At 70.3% G+C, this 15,043-nt stretch carries 16 protein-coding genes; 9 read left to right on the top strand and 7 right to left on the bottom strand.

Translation table 11 applies throughout. The annotated features are described in order from the left end of the window. Positions 1-47: 47 nt before the first annotated feature. Positions 48-311, bottom strand: a complete 264-nt coding sequence (locus C8263_RS02590) for a glutaredoxin family protein (protein WP_107136559.1) — start codon at positions 309-311, stop codon at positions 48-50. A 4-nt stretch (positions 312-315) separates the two neighbouring features. Then, entirely contained in the window at positions 316-2,400 is a 2,085-nt protein-coding gene (locus C8263_RS02595; RefSeq protein ID WP_107136560.1) for a protein kinase domain-containing protein, read from the bottom strand. Between the two features lie 232 nt (positions 2,401-2,632). Between C8263_RS02595 and C8263_RS02600 the strand changes: the two genes are divergently transcribed. Both C8263_RS02600 and C8263_RS02605 read left to right on the top strand, forming a co-directional pair. After that, positions 2,633-4,417 carry a hypothetical protein gene (locus C8263_RS02600; RefSeq protein WP_107136561.1) on the top strand — a complete coding sequence of 595 codons (1,785 nt, stop codon included), beginning with the start codon at positions 2,633-2,635 and terminating at the stop codon, positions 4,415-4,417. A 78-nt stretch (positions 4,418-4,495) separates the two neighbouring features. Beyond that, positions 4,496-5,146 carry a glycosyltransferase gene (locus tag C8263_RS02605; RefSeq protein ID WP_107136736.1) on the top strand — a complete coding sequence of 217 codons (651 nt, stop codon included), beginning with the start codon at positions 4,496-4,498 and terminating at the stop codon, positions 5,144-5,146. A 355-nt stretch (positions 5,147-5,501) separates the two neighbouring features. Here the strand turns inward: C8263_RS02605 and C8263_RS02610 are convergent, their stop codons facing one another. The 3 genes from C8263_RS02610 to proC form a co-directional block, all read right to left on the bottom strand. After that, a complete protein-coding gene (locus C8263_RS02610) occupies positions 5,502-6,059 on the bottom strand; it encodes a hypothetical protein (protein WP_107136562.1) in 558 nt (185 codons plus the stop codon). Continuing rightward, positions 6,056-7,123 carry a LacI family DNA-binding transcriptional regulator gene (locus C8263_RS02615; protein WP_107136563.1) on the bottom strand — a complete coding sequence of 356 codons (1,068 nt, stop codon included), beginning with the start codon at positions 7,121-7,123 and terminating at the stop codon, positions 6,056-6,058. The genes C8263_RS02610 and C8263_RS02615 overlap by 4 nt, the downstream gene beginning before the upstream one ends. 305 nt (positions 7,124-7,428) lie before the next feature. Continuing rightward, positions 7,429-8,220, bottom strand: coding sequence for a pyrroline-5-carboxylate reductase (gene proC, locus C8263_RS02620; protein WP_107136564.1), 792 nt, complete (start codon positions 8,218-8,220; stop codon positions 7,429-7,431). 100 nt (positions 8,221-8,320) lie between these two features. On the opposite strand from proC, the gene C8263_RS02625 reads away from it, so the two are divergent. Together C8263_RS02625 and C8263_RS02630 are read left to right on the top strand one after the other, a co-directional pair. Then, positions 8,321-9,133: a 50S ribosomal protein L11 methyltransferase gene (locus C8263_RS02625; protein WP_107136565.1), complete on the top strand. Its 813-nt coding sequence runs from the start codon at positions 8,321-8,323 to the stop codon at positions 9,131-9,133. A gap of 50 nt (positions 9,134-9,183) precedes the next feature. Further along, complete coding sequence (locus C8263_RS02630) at positions 9,184-9,834, top strand: 16S rRNA (uracil(1498)-N(3))-methyltransferase (RefSeq protein ID WP_233218626.1); 651 nt, start codon at positions 9,184-9,186, stop codon at positions 9,832-9,834. 22 nt (positions 9,835-9,856) lie between these two features. Here C8263_RS02630 and recO read toward each other — a convergent pair whose 3' ends face one another. Beyond that, positions 9,857-10,585, bottom strand: coding sequence for a DNA repair protein RecO (gene recO / locus C8263_RS02635; RefSeq protein WP_107136566.1), 729 nt, complete (start codon positions 10,583-10,585; stop codon positions 9,857-9,859). A gap of 86 nt (positions 10,586-10,671) precedes the next feature. Between recO and C8263_RS02640 the strand changes: the two genes are divergently transcribed. Next, positions 10,672-11,085 (top strand): hypothetical protein, encoded by a 414-nt coding sequence (locus C8263_RS02640; protein WP_107136567.1) that lies wholly within the window; start codon positions 10,672-10,674, stop codon positions 11,083-11,085. Positions 11,086-11,196: 111 nt separating this feature from the next. Here C8263_RS02640 and C8263_RS02645 read toward each other — a convergent pair whose 3' ends face one another. After that, positions 11,197-11,469: a cold-shock protein gene (locus C8263_RS02645; protein WP_107136568.1), complete on the bottom strand. Its 273-nt coding sequence runs from the start codon at positions 11,467-11,469 to the stop codon at positions 11,197-11,199. Positions 11,470-11,681: 212 nt separating this feature from the next. Between C8263_RS02645 and C8263_RS02650 the strand changes: the two genes are divergently transcribed. From C8263_RS02650 to C8263_RS02665, 4 genes are all read left to right on the top strand, one after another. After that, entirely contained in the window at positions 11,682-12,170 is a 489-nt protein-coding gene (locus tag C8263_RS02650) for an MgtC/SapB family protein (protein WP_233218597.1), read from the top strand. Positions 12,171-12,276: 106 nt separating this feature from the next. Next, entirely contained in the window at positions 12,277-12,960 is a 684-nt protein-coding gene (locus tag C8263_RS02655; RefSeq protein WP_107136569.1) for a GntR family transcriptional regulator, read from the top strand. Positions 12,961-13,050: 90 nt separating this feature from the next. Further along, the gene (locus tag C8263_RS02660; RefSeq protein WP_107136739.1) at positions 13,051-13,983 is read left to right on the top strand and encodes a proline dehydrogenase family protein; all 933 of its coding nucleotides are present in this window, start codon (positions 13,051-13,053) and stop codon (positions 13,981-13,983) included. Between the two features lie 19 nt (positions 13,984-14,002). Further along, a complete protein-coding gene (locus tag C8263_RS02665; protein ID WP_107136570.1) occupies positions 14,003-15,031 on the top strand; it encodes a hypothetical protein in 1,029 nt (342 codons plus the stop codon). The last annotated feature ends 12 nt before the right edge of the window (positions 15,032-15,043 follow it).

Here is a 15,043-nt window from a genome sequence, read left to right on the forward strand (position 1 = left end):
AGCACGCAGGCCAGAGGTCCGGCAGCGGGTGCCAGCCAGCCGCCGGGCTAGCCTCCGCGCGGCCCCAGCGCCTCTCTCAGCAGCAGCAGCTTCAGGCTGCTCAGGCGGGCGCGGCTGAAAGCCCCCTTGCCCAGCACCCGCGCCCCCAGGGCCAGCACCGGCACGTCGTCGCCGTGGCGTGCGCGCAGGGCCGGGTCCCCGTCCACATCCACCGCCTCGTAGGCAAAGCCCAGGGCGTCCAGGCCCTGCGCCGCCAGTTCGCACAGGTGGCAGCCGGGCCGGTGGTACAGGGTCAGGCGGGGCAGCGGCATAGGCTCAGGCGGGTTGCAGGGCGTGGGGCCGCGCCAGGATGGCCATGGCCTGTACTGGGGCGTACATGTCGCAGGAACTCAGCAGGTCGCCCGCGCCGGAGTAGGTGCGCAGCACCTGCCCGCCCTGGCGCACGGCGTACAGCTGGCCCTCGGGGCCCACCTGCAGCAGCCACGGCGCCTCGGTGGGTTCGCCCACCAGGGTGTCCAGCGGAAAGGTCAGGCCCGGGCTGCCGTCGGCCTCGATCTTGCGCACCTTTCTGGCCACCGCGTCCACGATGTACACGGCGCCGAACTGGTCCACGCCCAGGCCCTCCAGGGGCCGCAGGTTGTCGGTGGTGCGGTCCAGGCGGAAGGCGTAGCGGCTGAGGTACTCGCCCTGCGGGGTAAAGCGCTGCACCTCGTTGGTGCCCACGTCCAGTACATACACGTGGCCGTCGGGAGACGCCACGACCGAGCGCGGTTTCTCGAAACGGCCCAGGCCCTGCCCCTTGCCCCCAAAGCGGCGCACGAAACGGCCCTGAGGGTCGAACACCACCACATGGTGGGCCTCGGCGTCCAGCACAAACACCTGCGAATCGGTGGCGGCAATCGCCACAGGCTGCAGCAATTCACCGTCACCCAGGCCGTAGGGCCCGAAACTCAGCAGCTCCTTGCCCTGGGGGTCAAGCTTGCGCACCAGCGCGCCCGCCTTGCCCTGGCGGTAGTCCAGCAGCGTCACGTACAGGTGGCCCTGGGGATCGCTGGCCATGGCGTTGGGCGCGCCGGGCATGCCGCCAGCCGCCGCCGACTGGTCACGCAGGCTGGCGCGCAGCTTGCATTTCAGGTCCAGCAGGCGCACGGTGCCGCGTTTTTCCTGCACGCTCAGGGCCAGGGCCACCGGGTCGTTGAACGCCTCGTCGCTCAGCACACCCGCGTCAATACGCGCGATCACCTCGTCCAGCGTGGGGCGCTGGGCCGGGTCTTTCTCGATCATGTGCAGAATCAGGTCGTTGAGCTTGCCGGGCACCTCCAGCCGCACCTGCTTGGGCGGCTTGGGCGACTCGAACACCTGCTGGTGCACCACGGCCTCGTAGCTGCCTTTAAAGGCCGTCTGGCCCGTGACCATCTCGTAGGCCAGCAGACCCAGGGAATAGACATCGCTGCGGGCGTCCACGCGGTTGCCCTTGGCCTGTTCGGGGGCCATGTAGATGGGCGTGCCCACCCGGGCGCCCGTCATGGTCAGGCGGGTCAGCACCTTGCCCACCGCAATGCCAAAGTCCATGAGCTTGACCCCGCCCTCGCGCAGCAGCCCCTCGGTGAAGGCATTTTTCAGAATCATGACGTTGGCGGGCTTGATGTCGCGGTGCACCACGTTCTGCATGTGAATGTGGCGCAGGGCGTCGGCCAGGGCGCGGATAATCTGCGTGCCCTCGGTGAAGCTCAGGGTGCGGTTTTCCAGCAGCGCTTCCAGGCTGTCGCCGTCCAGAAACTCCATGGCGATGTAGTGCTCGGGGTCCTGCATGCGGTAGTCGTACACCCGCACGATGTTGGGGTGGTTGAAGCGCTTGAGCACCTCTGCCTCGCGGTAAAAGCGCTTGACAAACTTGGCGTCGGCCAGGTACTTGTCCTGCGGCACCTTCAGGGCCACCACGCGGCCGTCCTGGCGGCGCCGGGCGCGGTACACGCTGCCCATGCCGCCAATCCCAATGCGGTCCAGCACCTCGTAGTCCTGAAAGCGCAGGTCGGTCGAAGTCTGCGTGAGGGTGCTGCGGCGCTGGGCCAGGGTGGGGTTGGCGGTGCGCTGCACCCGCACGGGGCGGCCCCGGGCGTCGCGGGGGCCCCGGTGCAGGCTGGGGGTCAGCACGCGCCCCAGGCGAAAGGCGGCGGTGGCCAGCACAAAGGCCGCCACGCTCAGCACGCCCTGCGCGCGGCCCAGGCCCGCGAAGCTGGGGGGCGTGCCCGCCGTGCCCGCGCCCATGGCCAGAGCGCCCAGCAGCAGCGCCAGCACACCCACCACACCCGCCGACACGAAGCCCAGCACGCGCTCGGGGGCGCGCACCGACAGCAGCAGCCCCACGATGAACAGGGCGCCCAGCAGCAGCCAGGTCACGCCGCGCCGCCGGGCGGGGGAAGTTGAAGGGTCGGCTTCATCATGCTCAGTTATACAGGGCGGCCCTTGCGCAGAACTTACATGGCGCTGGGTGTGGGTGCGCCGGGCCTGAGGGGGGCATACTGAGAGGGATGCCGCGCCCCACCTGCCCTGCCTCTGCCCCTGCGGCGCCGCGCCCCGGCGGCGAGCAGCCCCGCCCCCAGGCCGCCCCCAGGAGCCCGCGAGGTGCGCCGTGACGCACTGGGCCGAACTGGTTGAACTGTTCGAGTACAAGGTGATGGACCTGATGGAAGGCCGCACCCCGCGTGGGGGGCGCCGCTCGGTCACCGAGCTGCGCGAGGAGCTGCTCTCGGCGCCGCTGGAACCGGCCCTGCTGCGCCGCCTGATGGAAACCGACCGGCTGTTCCGGGGCGGCACAAACGGGCGCGCGCCCAACCCCCACCGGGGGCGCCCGGCGCCGCAGGCCCACCCGGTCTGGGAAGCCCCGGTGACGGCCGATTCTGAAGAGGCGCTGGCCTGGGATGAACTGCAGACCCTGCTGTGGCACCACCGCGCTGCGGTGCGCCTGCAGGAACTGGCCGCCCACTGGCAGCGTGACGCCACCCTGCAGCGCCTGCGCGTGCTGTACGCCGTGGTGGAAAACGCCGAGCGCGCCGGCAGCGGCCAGCCGGTGCCGGTGCCCGAAGCCAACGATCCCCTGATGGACCTGCACGACCCGGAGGTGAATCAGGCGATTGCGCGCGCCCTGGGCACCCTGCTGCACAGCGAAGCCGGGCGGGTGCAGGTGCGCGCGGCGCTCTCACAGGTGCAGGCCGAACCCTTTCCGCGCCACCCAGACGAGGACGTGCTGGCCGCGCGCATTGCCGCCGCCGAGCGCGAGCCCCTGTCTGCCGAGGCCAAGGACGCCCTGATCCGCGCCCTGAAGGCCGAGTACCCCATGCCGCGCGACCCACGCGAGCGCTCGGTGATTCGGGTGGCGGCGCGCGAGGTGGCCGAGCAACTGGAACCGCTGCTGGACAGCGCCCCGCAGCGGGCCCTGGGCGCCGTACCGCACGGCAGCGTGCTGTACGCCCAGCACCCTGCCAACGCCATGCGGGTGCCCGATGACGGCGCCGACCGGCTGATCATTCATCTGCGCGGGGCCCAGGCGGCCCACTGGCGCGGGCTGGACCTGCGCTGGCAGCCCATTGGGCCCAACTGGCAGCTGCAGATTGGCGGACAGGTGGCGCTGCTGCGTCCGGGCCTGAGCCCCCTGGAGCGCACCCAGACCCTCAGCCTGCCCGGCACCCACCTGCGCCTGTTTCTGAGCGGCGCCTACCTGCTGCTGCATGTGGACAGCCACGCCGCCGCCGAACTGGGCCGCCGCGCCTCGCTGGCGCGCGCCGTGTCGCTGCTGCTGGACAGCCAGGAAGCCTTTGCCTACCTGCGGCTGGCCCGGGCCGCCGCCCAGCTGCTGCGCGGGGGGGCCCTCAAGCTGGACACGCTGGGTCCAGACAGCGCCCACAAATACCACGCCGCCACGCCCGACGTGCTGCTGGCCTTTGCCCGCAAGGGGGTAGAAACCCTGTCGGCACGTCTGGAACGCAGCGACCCGGCCCAGGCGAGGGGCGCCTTTGCCGAGGCGGCCGCCCACCTGGGGCTGCACCCCCTGGCCGCCGAGCGCCTGCACGGCGCCCTGCACGCCGCGCTGCACCGCCCCGAACCCCTGCCCGACCCGCGCAGCGGCGAGCGTTTCGAGCTGAGTCCCGGCGCCTTTTTGAGTGTGCAACTGGGCGATGATCCCCTCACCCTGGAAGCGGGCGGGCGCGCCGTGACGCTGCGCCAGGACTACAAGGGCGAACTGGTGGCGGTGCTGCCGGGGCTGGCCCCCATGATCCTGCATGACCTGCTGGTGGTGCGCGTGCCCGAATTGCATCTGCTGCTGGTGCGCCACGGATCGTGGCTGGCCGCCGCCGCTGGCAGCGACGAACTGGTCCCCACCCTGCGCCTGGCCGCCGAGGCCGAGCAACCGCACTGAGCGGGACGTGGGGGCGGGGGGGGCCCAGGTTCTGCACCCGCCCCTGCGCCGCGCGCGTGATCGCTTACCATGGGCGGCATGCTGGCGCCCCCACCCCCCGCCTCTGCCCTGGCTGTGCTGATTCCCGCGTTCAACGAGGCAGAGACGGTGGGCACGGTGGTGCGCGTGGCCCTGGAACTGACCCCGCAGGTGATCGTGGTGTCCGACGGCAGTACGGACGGCACAGCGCATTCGGCGCGCGAGGCTGGCGCGCAGGTGGTGGACCTGCCCCAGAACGCGGGCAAGGGCGCGGCGCTGCTGGCGGCGGTGCAGGCCGCCACCGCCGAGACGGTGGTGCTGCTGGACGCAGACCTGACCGGCCTGACCCTGGCCCACCTGCAGCGGCTGGTCGCCCCCGTCCTGAGCGGCGACCTGGACATGAGTATTGGCGTGTTTGAGGGCGGGGGCTTCGTGACCGACTGGGGCAACAAGCTCACGCCACACCTGAGCGGGCAGCGCGCCTGCCGCCGCGCGTGGCTGCTGGGCGTGCCGGACCTGGGCGCCGAACGCTGGCCCGAACCCGCCATCACCCAGCACCTGAAAGCCACCGGGGCCCGCTGGGCGTATGTGAATCTGCCGCAGGTGGCCCAGGTGGTCAAGGAAAAGAAGCGCGGCTTCTGGCGCGGCGCCCAGGCCCGCACCAAGATGTACGCCGCCCTGCTGACCTACCGCGCCCGGCGCCGCAAGTAGCGCTCAGGCGAGGCCCGCAGGAGAACTGGGGCCCGTCTGATGAGGACTGCCGTCGGCGCCGCCAATCACTCTGATCGGTGTGCCGGCTCCATGCCCAGAGAACCGCTTTCTCTCGTGCTCGCTCCTACCGCTTGACCCTGAACCGCTGTTGCAGGCGGCCGTGTCAGACGGACGGCCGTCCATGTCCGGAACATCCGGGAAGAAGGGGGATATTCCCCGCCTTCGGCTGGGGGCAGTCCGATTCCCGGACAGCCGTCTCTGTTCCTGCTCTGCTCCGCAGCGCTGCGCGTCCCTCCGGTCGGAAACATTCCGTCATGGGGTACGGCATTGCTCGGAACTCGTGTCAGCGCCTGTCCTACTTCACCAGATCAATCACGCTGCCGTCGGCGGTTTCGTAGCGCACCACGCCCACGGTGGGCACAAAATAGGTGGTCTGGGTACTCAGCTTGCCCGCCGCCACCGTTTCGGTGCGGATTTTCAGGGTGTTGTAGGCCCCGGCCGGGGTGCGCAGCGGCGCCACGCCCACCACCGTGGAGCGCTGGCGCAGCCCCGCTGTCACGCCGGTCCAGGTCTGCCCCGGGCGCAGCGGGCCAGGGGGGTAGATGTTCAGGGGCGGGGTGTACCACGTCAGGCGGCCCCCGGTGTTGACGCCGCGCAGCCACACACTGCCGTCGGCGCGGTGCTCCAGCAGATCCTGGGTGAAGACCGTTGAACCGAACTGGTGGCTGACCGGCGTGACCGACACCCCCCGGTGCACCACGGGCGCGCCCATCACCTGGGTTTCGCCGCTGCTGTAGGTCCAGCGCAGGCCGGGGCGCTTGGGGTAGTAGCTGGCGTCCACCGCCAGCGCGCCGGCCAGCGGCAGGGACAGGAGAAACAGGAAAAGGAACTGGGCCGGGCGCAGGGCGATCATCGGCCCCCAGGGTAGCGGCTTTGAGAGCGGGGCACGGTGGGCAGCCCGCTCCAGGCGTCGCCGCGGGTGGCCACCGATTCGCGCAGCATCAGTTCCGGCCGGGGGGTCAGGGGGTCTGCAGGCTCGCCGCGCAGCCGGGCCAATACGGCGCGTGCCAGCCAGCGGCCCATCTCAGCCATGGGCTGGCGCACCGAGGACAGGGGCGGCGTCGTATACGCTGAGCCGGGCAGATCGTCAAAGCCGATCAGGGAGAGGTCCTGTGGCACGCGACGGCCCAGGCGGTGTAGCGCCAGCCGGGCGCCGTAGGCCATCTGGTCGTTGGCGCAGAACACGGCGCTCACCTGCGGGCAGCGCTGCAACAGCCGCTGCATGGCAATCACGCCAGACGCCTCCTGAAAGTCGCCCTGCACCACCAGCGAGGGCTGAAACCGCAGGCCGCACTCCTCCAGGGCCTCGCGGTACCCGCCCAGACGTTCGCGGGCGTCGGCGTGCTCCGGCGGCCCGCTGATGTGCCCGATCACCCGGTGGCCGCGCCCCACCAGATAGGTCACAAGGTCGCGCGCCGCTGGCCGCTGGTCCAGCGTCAGGCACACCCCGCCCCAGGCGCTCAGGTTCACCTGTCGCCCCAGCACCCCCACCGGCACGCGGGCCGCCACCGCCTGCAGTTGTCCATCGGGCAGGCCCCCGCCCAGCAGCAGCAGGCCCTCCACCCGGCGGCCCAGCAGCACCCTCAGCGCGTGCGCCTCTGCACCCGGGCGCCCCTGGCCGCTGACCACCAGGGGCGAGTACCCGCTGTCCAGCAGGCCGCGCTCAATCCCCTTCAGGGCGTCGGTGTAAAAGGGGCTGCCCAGGTCCGGGGTCAGCACGCCAATCAGGCCAGACGGCCCCGTGACCGGCCGGGGCGAGGCGGCCCTGTGGGTATACCCCAGGTGGTCCACGGCCCGGCGCACCAGCGCGGCCCGGATCTCGCTCACCTGGGCTGTGCCGTTCAGCACGCGCGACACGGTGCTGGGCGACACGCCTGCCGCACGCGCCACCTGGACCAGGGTGACGGTATGGGTCATGGGCGCCTCTCCCCGGACTGGGGCCGCAGGGGCTGAGGGTCAACCATAGGGCCAGTGTAGATGAAAGCGCTTTCAGATTCCAGCGGGACAGGAGCGCGTGTGCAGCTTGCGCCCTTTAAGAGGAGTCGCCTGCCTTGGCCCCGTTCTCTCTTCACCGAGGGACGGCAAGGAACAGCCTTGCCTCTCTTTTCAGCGGGCCAGCGCACATACATAGGCGCTCACGGACAGCCCGCTCCTGCCCTGACCAACGAGGCCAGAGCCAGCGGCCCTGGAGGCAAGCCCCAGGGTGACACTGGCCCCTGCCCTTAATCCTGGTCGCGGCCCAGTTCGTTGCCGCGCCGGGTGGCCTGCACCACCGCTTCAATCAGGCCGCCGCGCACGCCCGCCGCCTCCAGGGCGGCCAGGCCCGCAATCGTGGTGCCGCCGGGGCTGGCCACCTCGTCTTTCAGCAGGCCCGGGTGCGCGCGGCGCTGCAGCAGTTCGCCGGTGGCCACCAGCAGCTTGGCCGCCAGTTCGTTGGCCAGTGGCCGGGGCAGGCCCATGCGCACGCCGCCGTCGGCCAGCGCCTCGGCCACCACGGCGGCGTAGGCGGGACCAGAGGCGCTCATGCCGGTGAAGGTGTTGAACAGGTGCTCGGGCAGGTCGTAGGTGTCGCCCACCGCGCCAAACAGGGTGCGGGCAAACGCCAGATCCCCCGCGTCGGTCGCCTCGCGCGGGCCGGTGATGGCCGTCTGGCTCAGGCCAATCGTGGCGGCGAGGTTGGGCATTACGCGGACCACCCGCTTGGTGCCCAGGCGCCGCGACAGGGCCGTCACGTTCACGCCCGCCATGGTAGAGATGTACCCGGCGTTTTCCTGCGCCAGCCACTCGGCCGCCTCGGGAAACACGCGCGGCTGCAGGCTGATCAGAATGCGCTCGGCGCGGCCCAGTTCTGCAGGAGAGAGCACGCGGGCGCCGGTGCGCGCGGCGATCTCCTGGGCGCGCGGGGCGTTGGCGTCCAGCAGACCAATCTCGGCGGCGGGCATCACGCCGCGCGCGGTAACCCCCTCCAGCAGTGCCAGACCCAGTTTTCCCACTCCGACGATGGCGAGCTTCATCCGGGCCAGTATAGGTGCGCCCCGCCCCCCGCCCGGGGCCGCCCGTGCAGATGTCCCCTGGGCAGCGCTGGGAGCAGGGCAACTCTGTACACTGCAGGCGATGCTGGTGTATCACCTTCCCGGAACCTTCGACACGCGAGACGATCACCTGGACCTGCTGTGGCAGGCCGGGGCCACCGGCCTGGAGGAGCGCGCGGGCGTGATCCGCGCCTACTTCGACGAGCAGACCCCCCTGCCCGAGGCGGTGCGCGACGGCGAGTGGCGCCAGGAAGCCGATCAGGACTGGCTGGCCGAGTTCAAGGCCAACCTCCGCCCGGTGGCGGCCGGGCGCGTGACCATCGTGCCGCCGTGGCTGCGCGCCGAGGTGAGCGCCCCGCAGGTGCCGCTGATCATCGAGCCGGGCATGGCCTTTGGCACTGGCCACCACGCCACCACCCGGCTGGCGGTGGAAGCCCTGAGCGCCCTGAACCTGAACGGCCGCACCGTGCTGGATGTGGGCACTGGCAGCGGCGTGCTGGCCATCGCAGCGGCGCTGCTGGGCGCGCGCTACGCCCTGGGGGTGGACATTGATCCCATCACCATTCCCATTGCCCGGGAAAACGCCGAGCTGAACGGGGTGCCGGCGGGCCGCAGCGCCTTTATGGAAGGCACCCTGGGCGACGAGCTGCCCGGCGACGTGGTGGAAGACGGCGTGTACGACGTGCTGGTGGCCAACCTGTACGCCGAACTGCACGACCTGCTGGCCGGGGCGTATGTGCCGCACCTGCGTCCGGGCGGCCCACTGATCCTGACCGGCATTCTGCTGGGCAAACTGCCGCTGGTGCGCGCGGCCCTGGCCCGCGAGGGCTTCACGGACGTGACCGTGCGCGAGGACGGCGAGTGGGCACTGGTCACCGCCCGCGCGGGCGCGTGAGCCCGGACCTGCCCCGCCACCGCCTGCGGGTGGGGGCACTGGGGCCCACGATGGTGCTGGGCCCGGGCGAGGCCCGCCACCTGCACGTGCTGCGCCTGCGCCCCGGGGACGAGGTGCGCGTGTTCGACGGCGGGGGCCAGGAAGCGCGCGCCACGCTGAGCGAGCTGGACGAGGGCCGCGCCGTGCTGACCCTGGGCGAGGCCGTCAGCGGCGCGGCCGAAACCCCCTTTCCCCTCACGCTGGGGGCCGCGCTGCTCAAGGGCGACAAGCTCTCGGACGTGGTGCGCGCCGCCACCGAACTGGGCGTGGCGCAGGTGCAGCTCCTGGTCACCGCCCGCGCCGATGTGCGCGAAATTGGGCCGCAGAAGCTGGAGCGCCTGAACCGCGTGGCCCAGGAAGCCAGCAAGCAGTCGCGCCGCGCGGTGGTGCCCCCGGTGCGCCCACCCGTGCCCCTGGCCGCCTTTCAGCCAGCCGGACAGGTGCTGGTGGCGCAGCCGGGCGCCGAGGCGCGCGTGGCCGACGTGGTGGCGTGGCACGGCCCACTGACGGTGATTACCGGCCCCGAGGGCGGCCTGACCGACGCCGAGGTGGCGGCCCTGAGCGCACGCGGCGCCCACGCAGTCACCCTGGGGCCCCGCATCCTGCGCGCCGAAACCGCGCCGGTGGCCCTGCTGGGGGCCATCGCGGCGCTGGGACAGTAAGGCGGGAACAGGCGGGGCCCGCTCAGGCGCTCAGGGCGGTCGGCACCAGCTGGCGCCAGGACTGCACGCTGCCCACCTGGGCAGTCACGAAGCGTTCCAGGGCGCGCCACAGCGCCGGGCGCTGCTCGGCACTCAGGGGGTGGGCCATGCTCTCGCGCACCGTGCGCCGCACCACACCCTGCAAGAAATCCAGCGCTTCGGCGGGGTAGGCGGGCAACGCGGCGCAGCGCGCGCACAGCAGCTGGCCGCCCAGGGGATCGGGGTGAGCGGGCGCCGGGGCCCCGCAGCGGGCGCAGCGGGCCGTCTGCGGCACAAAGCCGGCCAGGGCCAGCAGCTTGTAACTCATGACCAGCGCCACCCATTCGGGGTCGGGCTGGTGCGCCACGCCACGCAGGGCGCCGGCAAACAGCTCAAACGCCTGCTCGCTGAACTCGCCTTCCTGAAACAGCGCGTCGGCAAACTCGGCCATCAGGTGGGCAAAGGCGTAGCGCCCCGGCTGGGCCAGGCTGGGCAGCGCGCCTTCCAGCACCGCCTGCTGCACGGTCGCCAGGTCGTTGCCGGGGGTCTGGTAAATCTGCACGCCCACATGGTGAAACAGGTTCAGGCGGCTGGACAGCGGGCCGCGCACGCCACCGCGCGCAATGGCCTTGAGTTTGCCCTGCGGGGTCAGCAGGGTCACGATGATGTCGCCCGCCGGGGTCACCCGGCGCCGAATCACAATGCCACTGCGGTTGGCGCTGCGCGACCTCACGCCCGGCAGTCTAGCGCCGCGCGGTCGCAGGGGGCTGTGCCACGGTCCACCATCGGCGCGCCGGGCGCCCCCTACACTGCAAGGCCATGAGCGACCCGCGCAAGAAACACGACGAGCACAGCGCGCAGGATCTGCTGCGCGAACTGTTTCCAGACACCCACCGCGAACTGTTTGGCGACGGCCACGGCCCGGCGCGCGCCACCCTGGGTCTGTACGAGGTGGCCGATGGCCGCCTGGCGCTGGTGCACGGTGACCAGCTGGCCGAATTCACGCCCATTGAGCCCAAGGGCAACAACCCCCTGCACTGCGACCTGTGCCACTACACGCGCAGCCGCAGCGAGGCCGCACTGTACCGGGTGCATGTGGCGGCGCGGCGCACGCGCTACGTCACGCTGTGCCTGGGGTCGGCGGCCTGCGTGGCCCGGGCCGGTGAGCGCGCCCTGCTGAAGCTGGCCGGGCGCATCTTTCCCATTGAGCCTGTGGGGCCCGACGAACGTTGAATCGGGGGAAACGTTGAAGCGCGGTGAAGGCTGAACACCCCACACTGGTCCGGCCACACTAAAGCCAGAGGCACCCCACACAGGAGGTGCCTCTGACCTTGAAGACTGGGGTTACCAGCGGTCGTTGCGACGGCTGCCGCCGCCAGCGCCGCCACCGTACTCACTGACGGGAGCAGCTTTGGTCACGACAATGTTCTTGGCCTGGGGGCCCTTGCCGCGCTGACCTTCTTCGATTTCAAACTCGACTTCGTCGCCTTCGTTCAGCTTCTTGAAGCCGCTGGCCTGGATGGCGCTGAAGTGCGCGAAGACGTCGGGGCTGCCTTCAGTCTGAATGAAGCCGTAACCCTTTTCCGCGTTGAACCACTTTACTTTGCCTACTGCCATAATGCACTCCTTAGCTCTCAAGGGCGATCCGGGGCGCCCAGAATCTGCCTGCGCGCCCCTTCTCAATGTGCGTACCCAGGAAAACTATGAGAGCAGTTTAGGGGGGGATAGCCCAAAGCAAACGTGCCCTAGGTCACTTTTGACTCTGAGTGCGGGAATGTTAAGACCGGGCCCCTTGCCCCGGGAAGCTGCGCCCCCTACGGTCGGGGAACATGATGCCCTGGACAGAAATTGCCGCGCAGTTGCAGTTGCTCACCGGATTGCTGGTGGCAGCGGTGCTCAGCGGCCTGATCGGCTGGGAACGCGAGGCCCAGCGGGCCGGCGCGGGCCTGCGCACCCACATGCTGGTGGGGGTCAGCGCGGCGCTGTTCGTGGTGCTGGCTGAATCCCTGATTCGGCAGTTCGGCAATGACCACGCCGGGGTGCGCTTTGATGTGGTGGGTGTGCTGGCAGCGGTGGTCAGCGGCGTGAGTTTCCTGGGGGCGGGCACCATCTTTTCTTCCGGGCAGGGCCGGCAGATGCACGGCCTGACCACGGCGGCCAGCCTGCTGGCAACCGCCGGAGTGGGGGTGGCCTGCGGCCTGCACCTGTACGTGTTCGGGCTGGGGGCCACGCTGCTGTTTCTGTTCATCCTGCGCCCGCTGCACCGTCTGGCCGAGGGTGGCGGTGGACGCAACAGGGAAACAGGCGAGAACAGCTGAACGGCCCGCTTCCCAGCGCCACCACTGCAGCACCACTCGCCTGGGTGGGCAGAGGCCAACAGGGGGGCTGGTGACCCGGGCTCAAGTATTGTATACAGTATCCACAATGACCTCGTTTGAACGCCCCACCCTGGTGCGCGACGGTGTGTACGAACACCTGCGCCGCGCCGTGCTGGACGGCGTGCTGGCCCCCGGCGAACGCCTGGGCGAGGTGGAACTGGGGCAACAACTGGGCGTGTCGCGCACCCCCATCCGCGAGGCACTGATGCGGCTGGCCCAGGACGGCCTGCTGGTGGCCGAAGCGAACAAGGGAGTGCGGGTGCGCCTGCTGAGCGCCGCCGAGGCCCGCGACACCTACGTGGTGCGCGAGGAGTTGGACGGTCTGGCCGCCGCCCTGGCCGCGCAGCACCACACCCCGGCGGACGCCGCCGCGCTGCGTGCCGCCCTGGCCGAGCTGCACGCCGCGCCCGCCGACGACTACCGCGCCCAGACGCGCCTGGACCTTGCCTTTCACCGCGCCATCACGCACGCGGCCCAGAACGCCGCCCTGACACCCCTGGCCCGCGACCTGGAGCAGCGGGTGGCCCTGATCAAACACCAGACCCGCACCTACAACGCCCACCCCCAGACCGACGCGCAGCACGCCGCCCTGCTGGACGCAATTCTGGCGCGCGACCCCGGCGCCGCGCGCGAGGCGGCGCGCCTTCACGTCCGCACTTTCGCCGCCCTGGTGCCCCACGACCTCAATCAGTCGCTGTTGATCCCCGGATCAACCGAGCGAAGCGAGTAGCGAGAAAAGTGCCTCGCCCCGGAAATGGAAACGTTTCGGCACACTTCTGAACCGTTGAAATGCGGGGGCGAGGTACTGAGGAGAATGCCCATGATTGATCAGCTGTACCGCAAAGCCGTTCTGACCGTTGCCGGTCAGCAAGCCATCGAGAATGTCGTGCGCGCGCGCGGCTGGGGCATGGCCCAGCGCTTCGTGGCCGGCGAGACCCCCCAGACGGCCATTGCCGCCGTGCAGGAACTTCAGCAGGACGGCATTCTGGCCAACCTTGACCTGCTGGGCGAGTTCATTGAGTCGCCCGAACAATGCACCGCGTTTGCCGACAACGTGCTGACCATGATTGACGCGGCCCACGCGGCCGGCATTACGCCCTACGTGAGCATCAAGCTCTCCAGCGTGGGCCAGGGCAAAACCGTGGGGGGCGAGGACCTGGGCTTAAAGAACGCCCGGCGCATCATCGGGCGGGCGCGGCAATTTGGCGGCTTCGTGTGCCTGGATATGGAAGACCACCCCCGCGTGGACCAGACGCTGGCACAGTTCCGCACGCTGGTGGGCGAATTCGGGCATGGACACGTGGGCACGGTGCTGCAAAGCTACCTCTACCGCAGCGAGGCCGACCGCGCGGCGCTGGACGACCTGCAGCCCAACCTGCGGGTCGTGAAGGGCGCGTACCTGGAACCCGAGACGGTGGCCTACCCCGACAAGGCCGATGTGGACGCTGCTTACCGCCGCCTGGTGTACGCGCACATGACGGCTGGCAACTACGTGAACGTGGCCACCCACGACGAACGCCTGATTGACGACGTGAAGATGTTCGCGCTGGCACACGGCATTGCCAGGGACGCCTTTGAGTTCCAGATGCTGTACGGCATTCGCCGCGACCTGCAAAAGAGCCTGGTGAAAGACGGCTACCGCGTGCGCGCCTACATTCCCTACGGCCGCGACTGGTATCCCTACTTCAGCCGCCGCATTGCCGAGACGCCGCGCAACGCGATGTTCGTCATTCGCGGCATGCTCCGGGGCTAAGACGCGCTTGAATACGGTCATGTCCCTGCCGCCTGTTCATCCCCGCGCCATCAGTGGCCTGCGTAACTTCTTCCACGACTACTTTCAGGCGGTGCGCGAACTGGGGCTAGACCAGACGCCCGAGCAGCGGCGCCACCTGCCTGAATTCTTCCTGACCTTCAGCGAGCACAGCGCGCCCCCGCTGACCCTGCACATCTACCCGGACGGCGCGCTGCAGACCGCCGGGGCCCTGGAGGACAAGATCCGGGCGCTGTTCTCTCCCCGGCTTGAGCCCCATGTGCGCGCCACACTGCACGAGATCAGTGAACGCGAGGGCATGTACCAGGGGTTTCAGCGCGGCGGGCAAACGCTGTACCTGCACCCGGCGGCGCTGCGGCGCCTGAGCCAGTTGCCGGTGGCGCGCGACGCCTACGGCGTGATTCATCTGACGCTGCTGTGGGCGCATCTGGTGAGCTTCGGCCTGCTCGCGCTGCTCCTGCTGCTGGCCGAGGGCGGGTTCCTTGAAAATCTGCTGGTGGTTGGGTTTTACGGCGTCCTGCTGCTGATCTCGTACTTCCTGCTGACCCTGCCCCTGCGGCTGAGCGCTGTACAGAAGGCGCTGGGCGGGGGGCGCCAGCGCGCCTTTGCCGCCATTCTGGCGGACTGTCAGCCGGTCGGCCGCCGCGCCCTGGACGAGCATCTGGCCGCCGAACTGCCTGCCGGCGTGCTGACGCGCCTGAACCAGTTGCCCGAACGCCGCCCGCAGCCGCTGGACGTGCTGATCCGCGACGAGTGGCGCCTGGGCGAGTTGTGGGACCTGGCCCACCAGGCCGCGCACGATCTGGCCAAGGTGCCTGAAAGCAGCCCCGAGTTTTCCCGCCTGAGCACCCAGACCGAGGCGCTGCTGGACGACGTGGCGCAGGCCTTTGCGCTGGCCCAGCTGCCCGAACCCGAACAGGCCACCCGCCTGAACACCCTGCGCGAGCAGATCACCCGTCACGCCCAGGCGCTGGGGGTGGGCCGTCAGGCGCTGCTGCCTGAGCCCACTTCCGCCCAGCCCTCCCGCTGAGGACCAGCCAAA

It is taken from the genome of Deinococcus arcticus (assembly GCF_003028415.1).
GTDB lineage: Bacteria > Deinococcota > Deinococci > Deinococcales > Deinococcaceae > Deinococcus > Deinococcus arcticus.

Excerpts from the sequence above, each read along its gene's own strand:
- C8263_RS02590 (WP_107136559.1), bottom strand. The coding sequence starts at position 311 with ATGCCGCTGCCCCGCCTGACCCTGTACCACCGGCCCGGCTGCCACCTG.
- C8263_RS02605 (WP_107136736.1), top strand. The coding sequence starts at position 4,496 with ATGCTGGCGCCCCCACCCCCCGCCTCTGCCCTGGCTGTGCTGATTCCC.
- C8263_RS02610 (WP_107136562.1), bottom strand. The coding sequence starts at position 6,059 with ATGATCGCCCTGCGCCCGGCCCAGTTCCTTTTCCTGTTTCTCCTGTCC.
- C8263_RS02615 (WP_107136563.1), bottom strand. The coding sequence starts at position 7,123 with ATGACCCATACCGTCACCCTGGTCCAGGTGGCGCGTGCGGCAGGCGTG.
- proC (WP_107136564.1), bottom strand. The coding sequence starts at position 8,220 with ATGAAGCTCGCCATCGTCGGAGTGGGAAAACTGGGTCTGGCACTGCTG.
- C8263_RS02625 (WP_107136565.1), top strand. The coding sequence starts at position 8,321 with ATGCTGGTGTATCACCTTCCCGGAACCTTCGACACGCGAGACGATCAC.
- C8263_RS02630 (WP_233218626.1), top strand. The coding sequence starts at position 9,184 with ATGGTGCTGGGCCCGGGCGAGGCCCGCCACCTGCACGTGCTGCGCCTG.
- C8263_RS02640 (WP_107136567.1), top strand. The coding sequence starts at position 10,672 with ATGAGCGACCCGCGCAAGAAACACGACGAGCACAGCGCGCAGGATCTG.
- C8263_RS02645 (WP_107136568.1), bottom strand. The coding sequence starts at position 11,469 with ATGGCAGTAGGCAAAGTAAAGTGGTTCAACGCGGAAAAGGGTTACGGC.
- C8263_RS02650 (WP_233218597.1), top strand. The coding sequence starts at position 11,682 with ATGATGCCCTGGACAGAAATTGCCGCGCAGTTGCAGTTGCTCACCGGA.
- C8263_RS02655 (WP_107136569.1), top strand. The coding sequence starts at position 12,277 with ATGACCTCGTTTGAACGCCCCACCCTGGTGCGCGACGGTGTGTACGAA.
- C8263_RS02660 (WP_107136739.1), top strand. The coding sequence starts at position 13,051 with ATGATTGATCAGCTGTACCGCAAAGCCGTTCTGACCGTTGCCGGTCAG.
- C8263_RS02665 (WP_107136570.1), top strand. The coding sequence starts at position 14,003 with ATGTCCCTGCCGCCTGTTCATCCCCGCGCCATCAGTGGCCTGCGTAAC.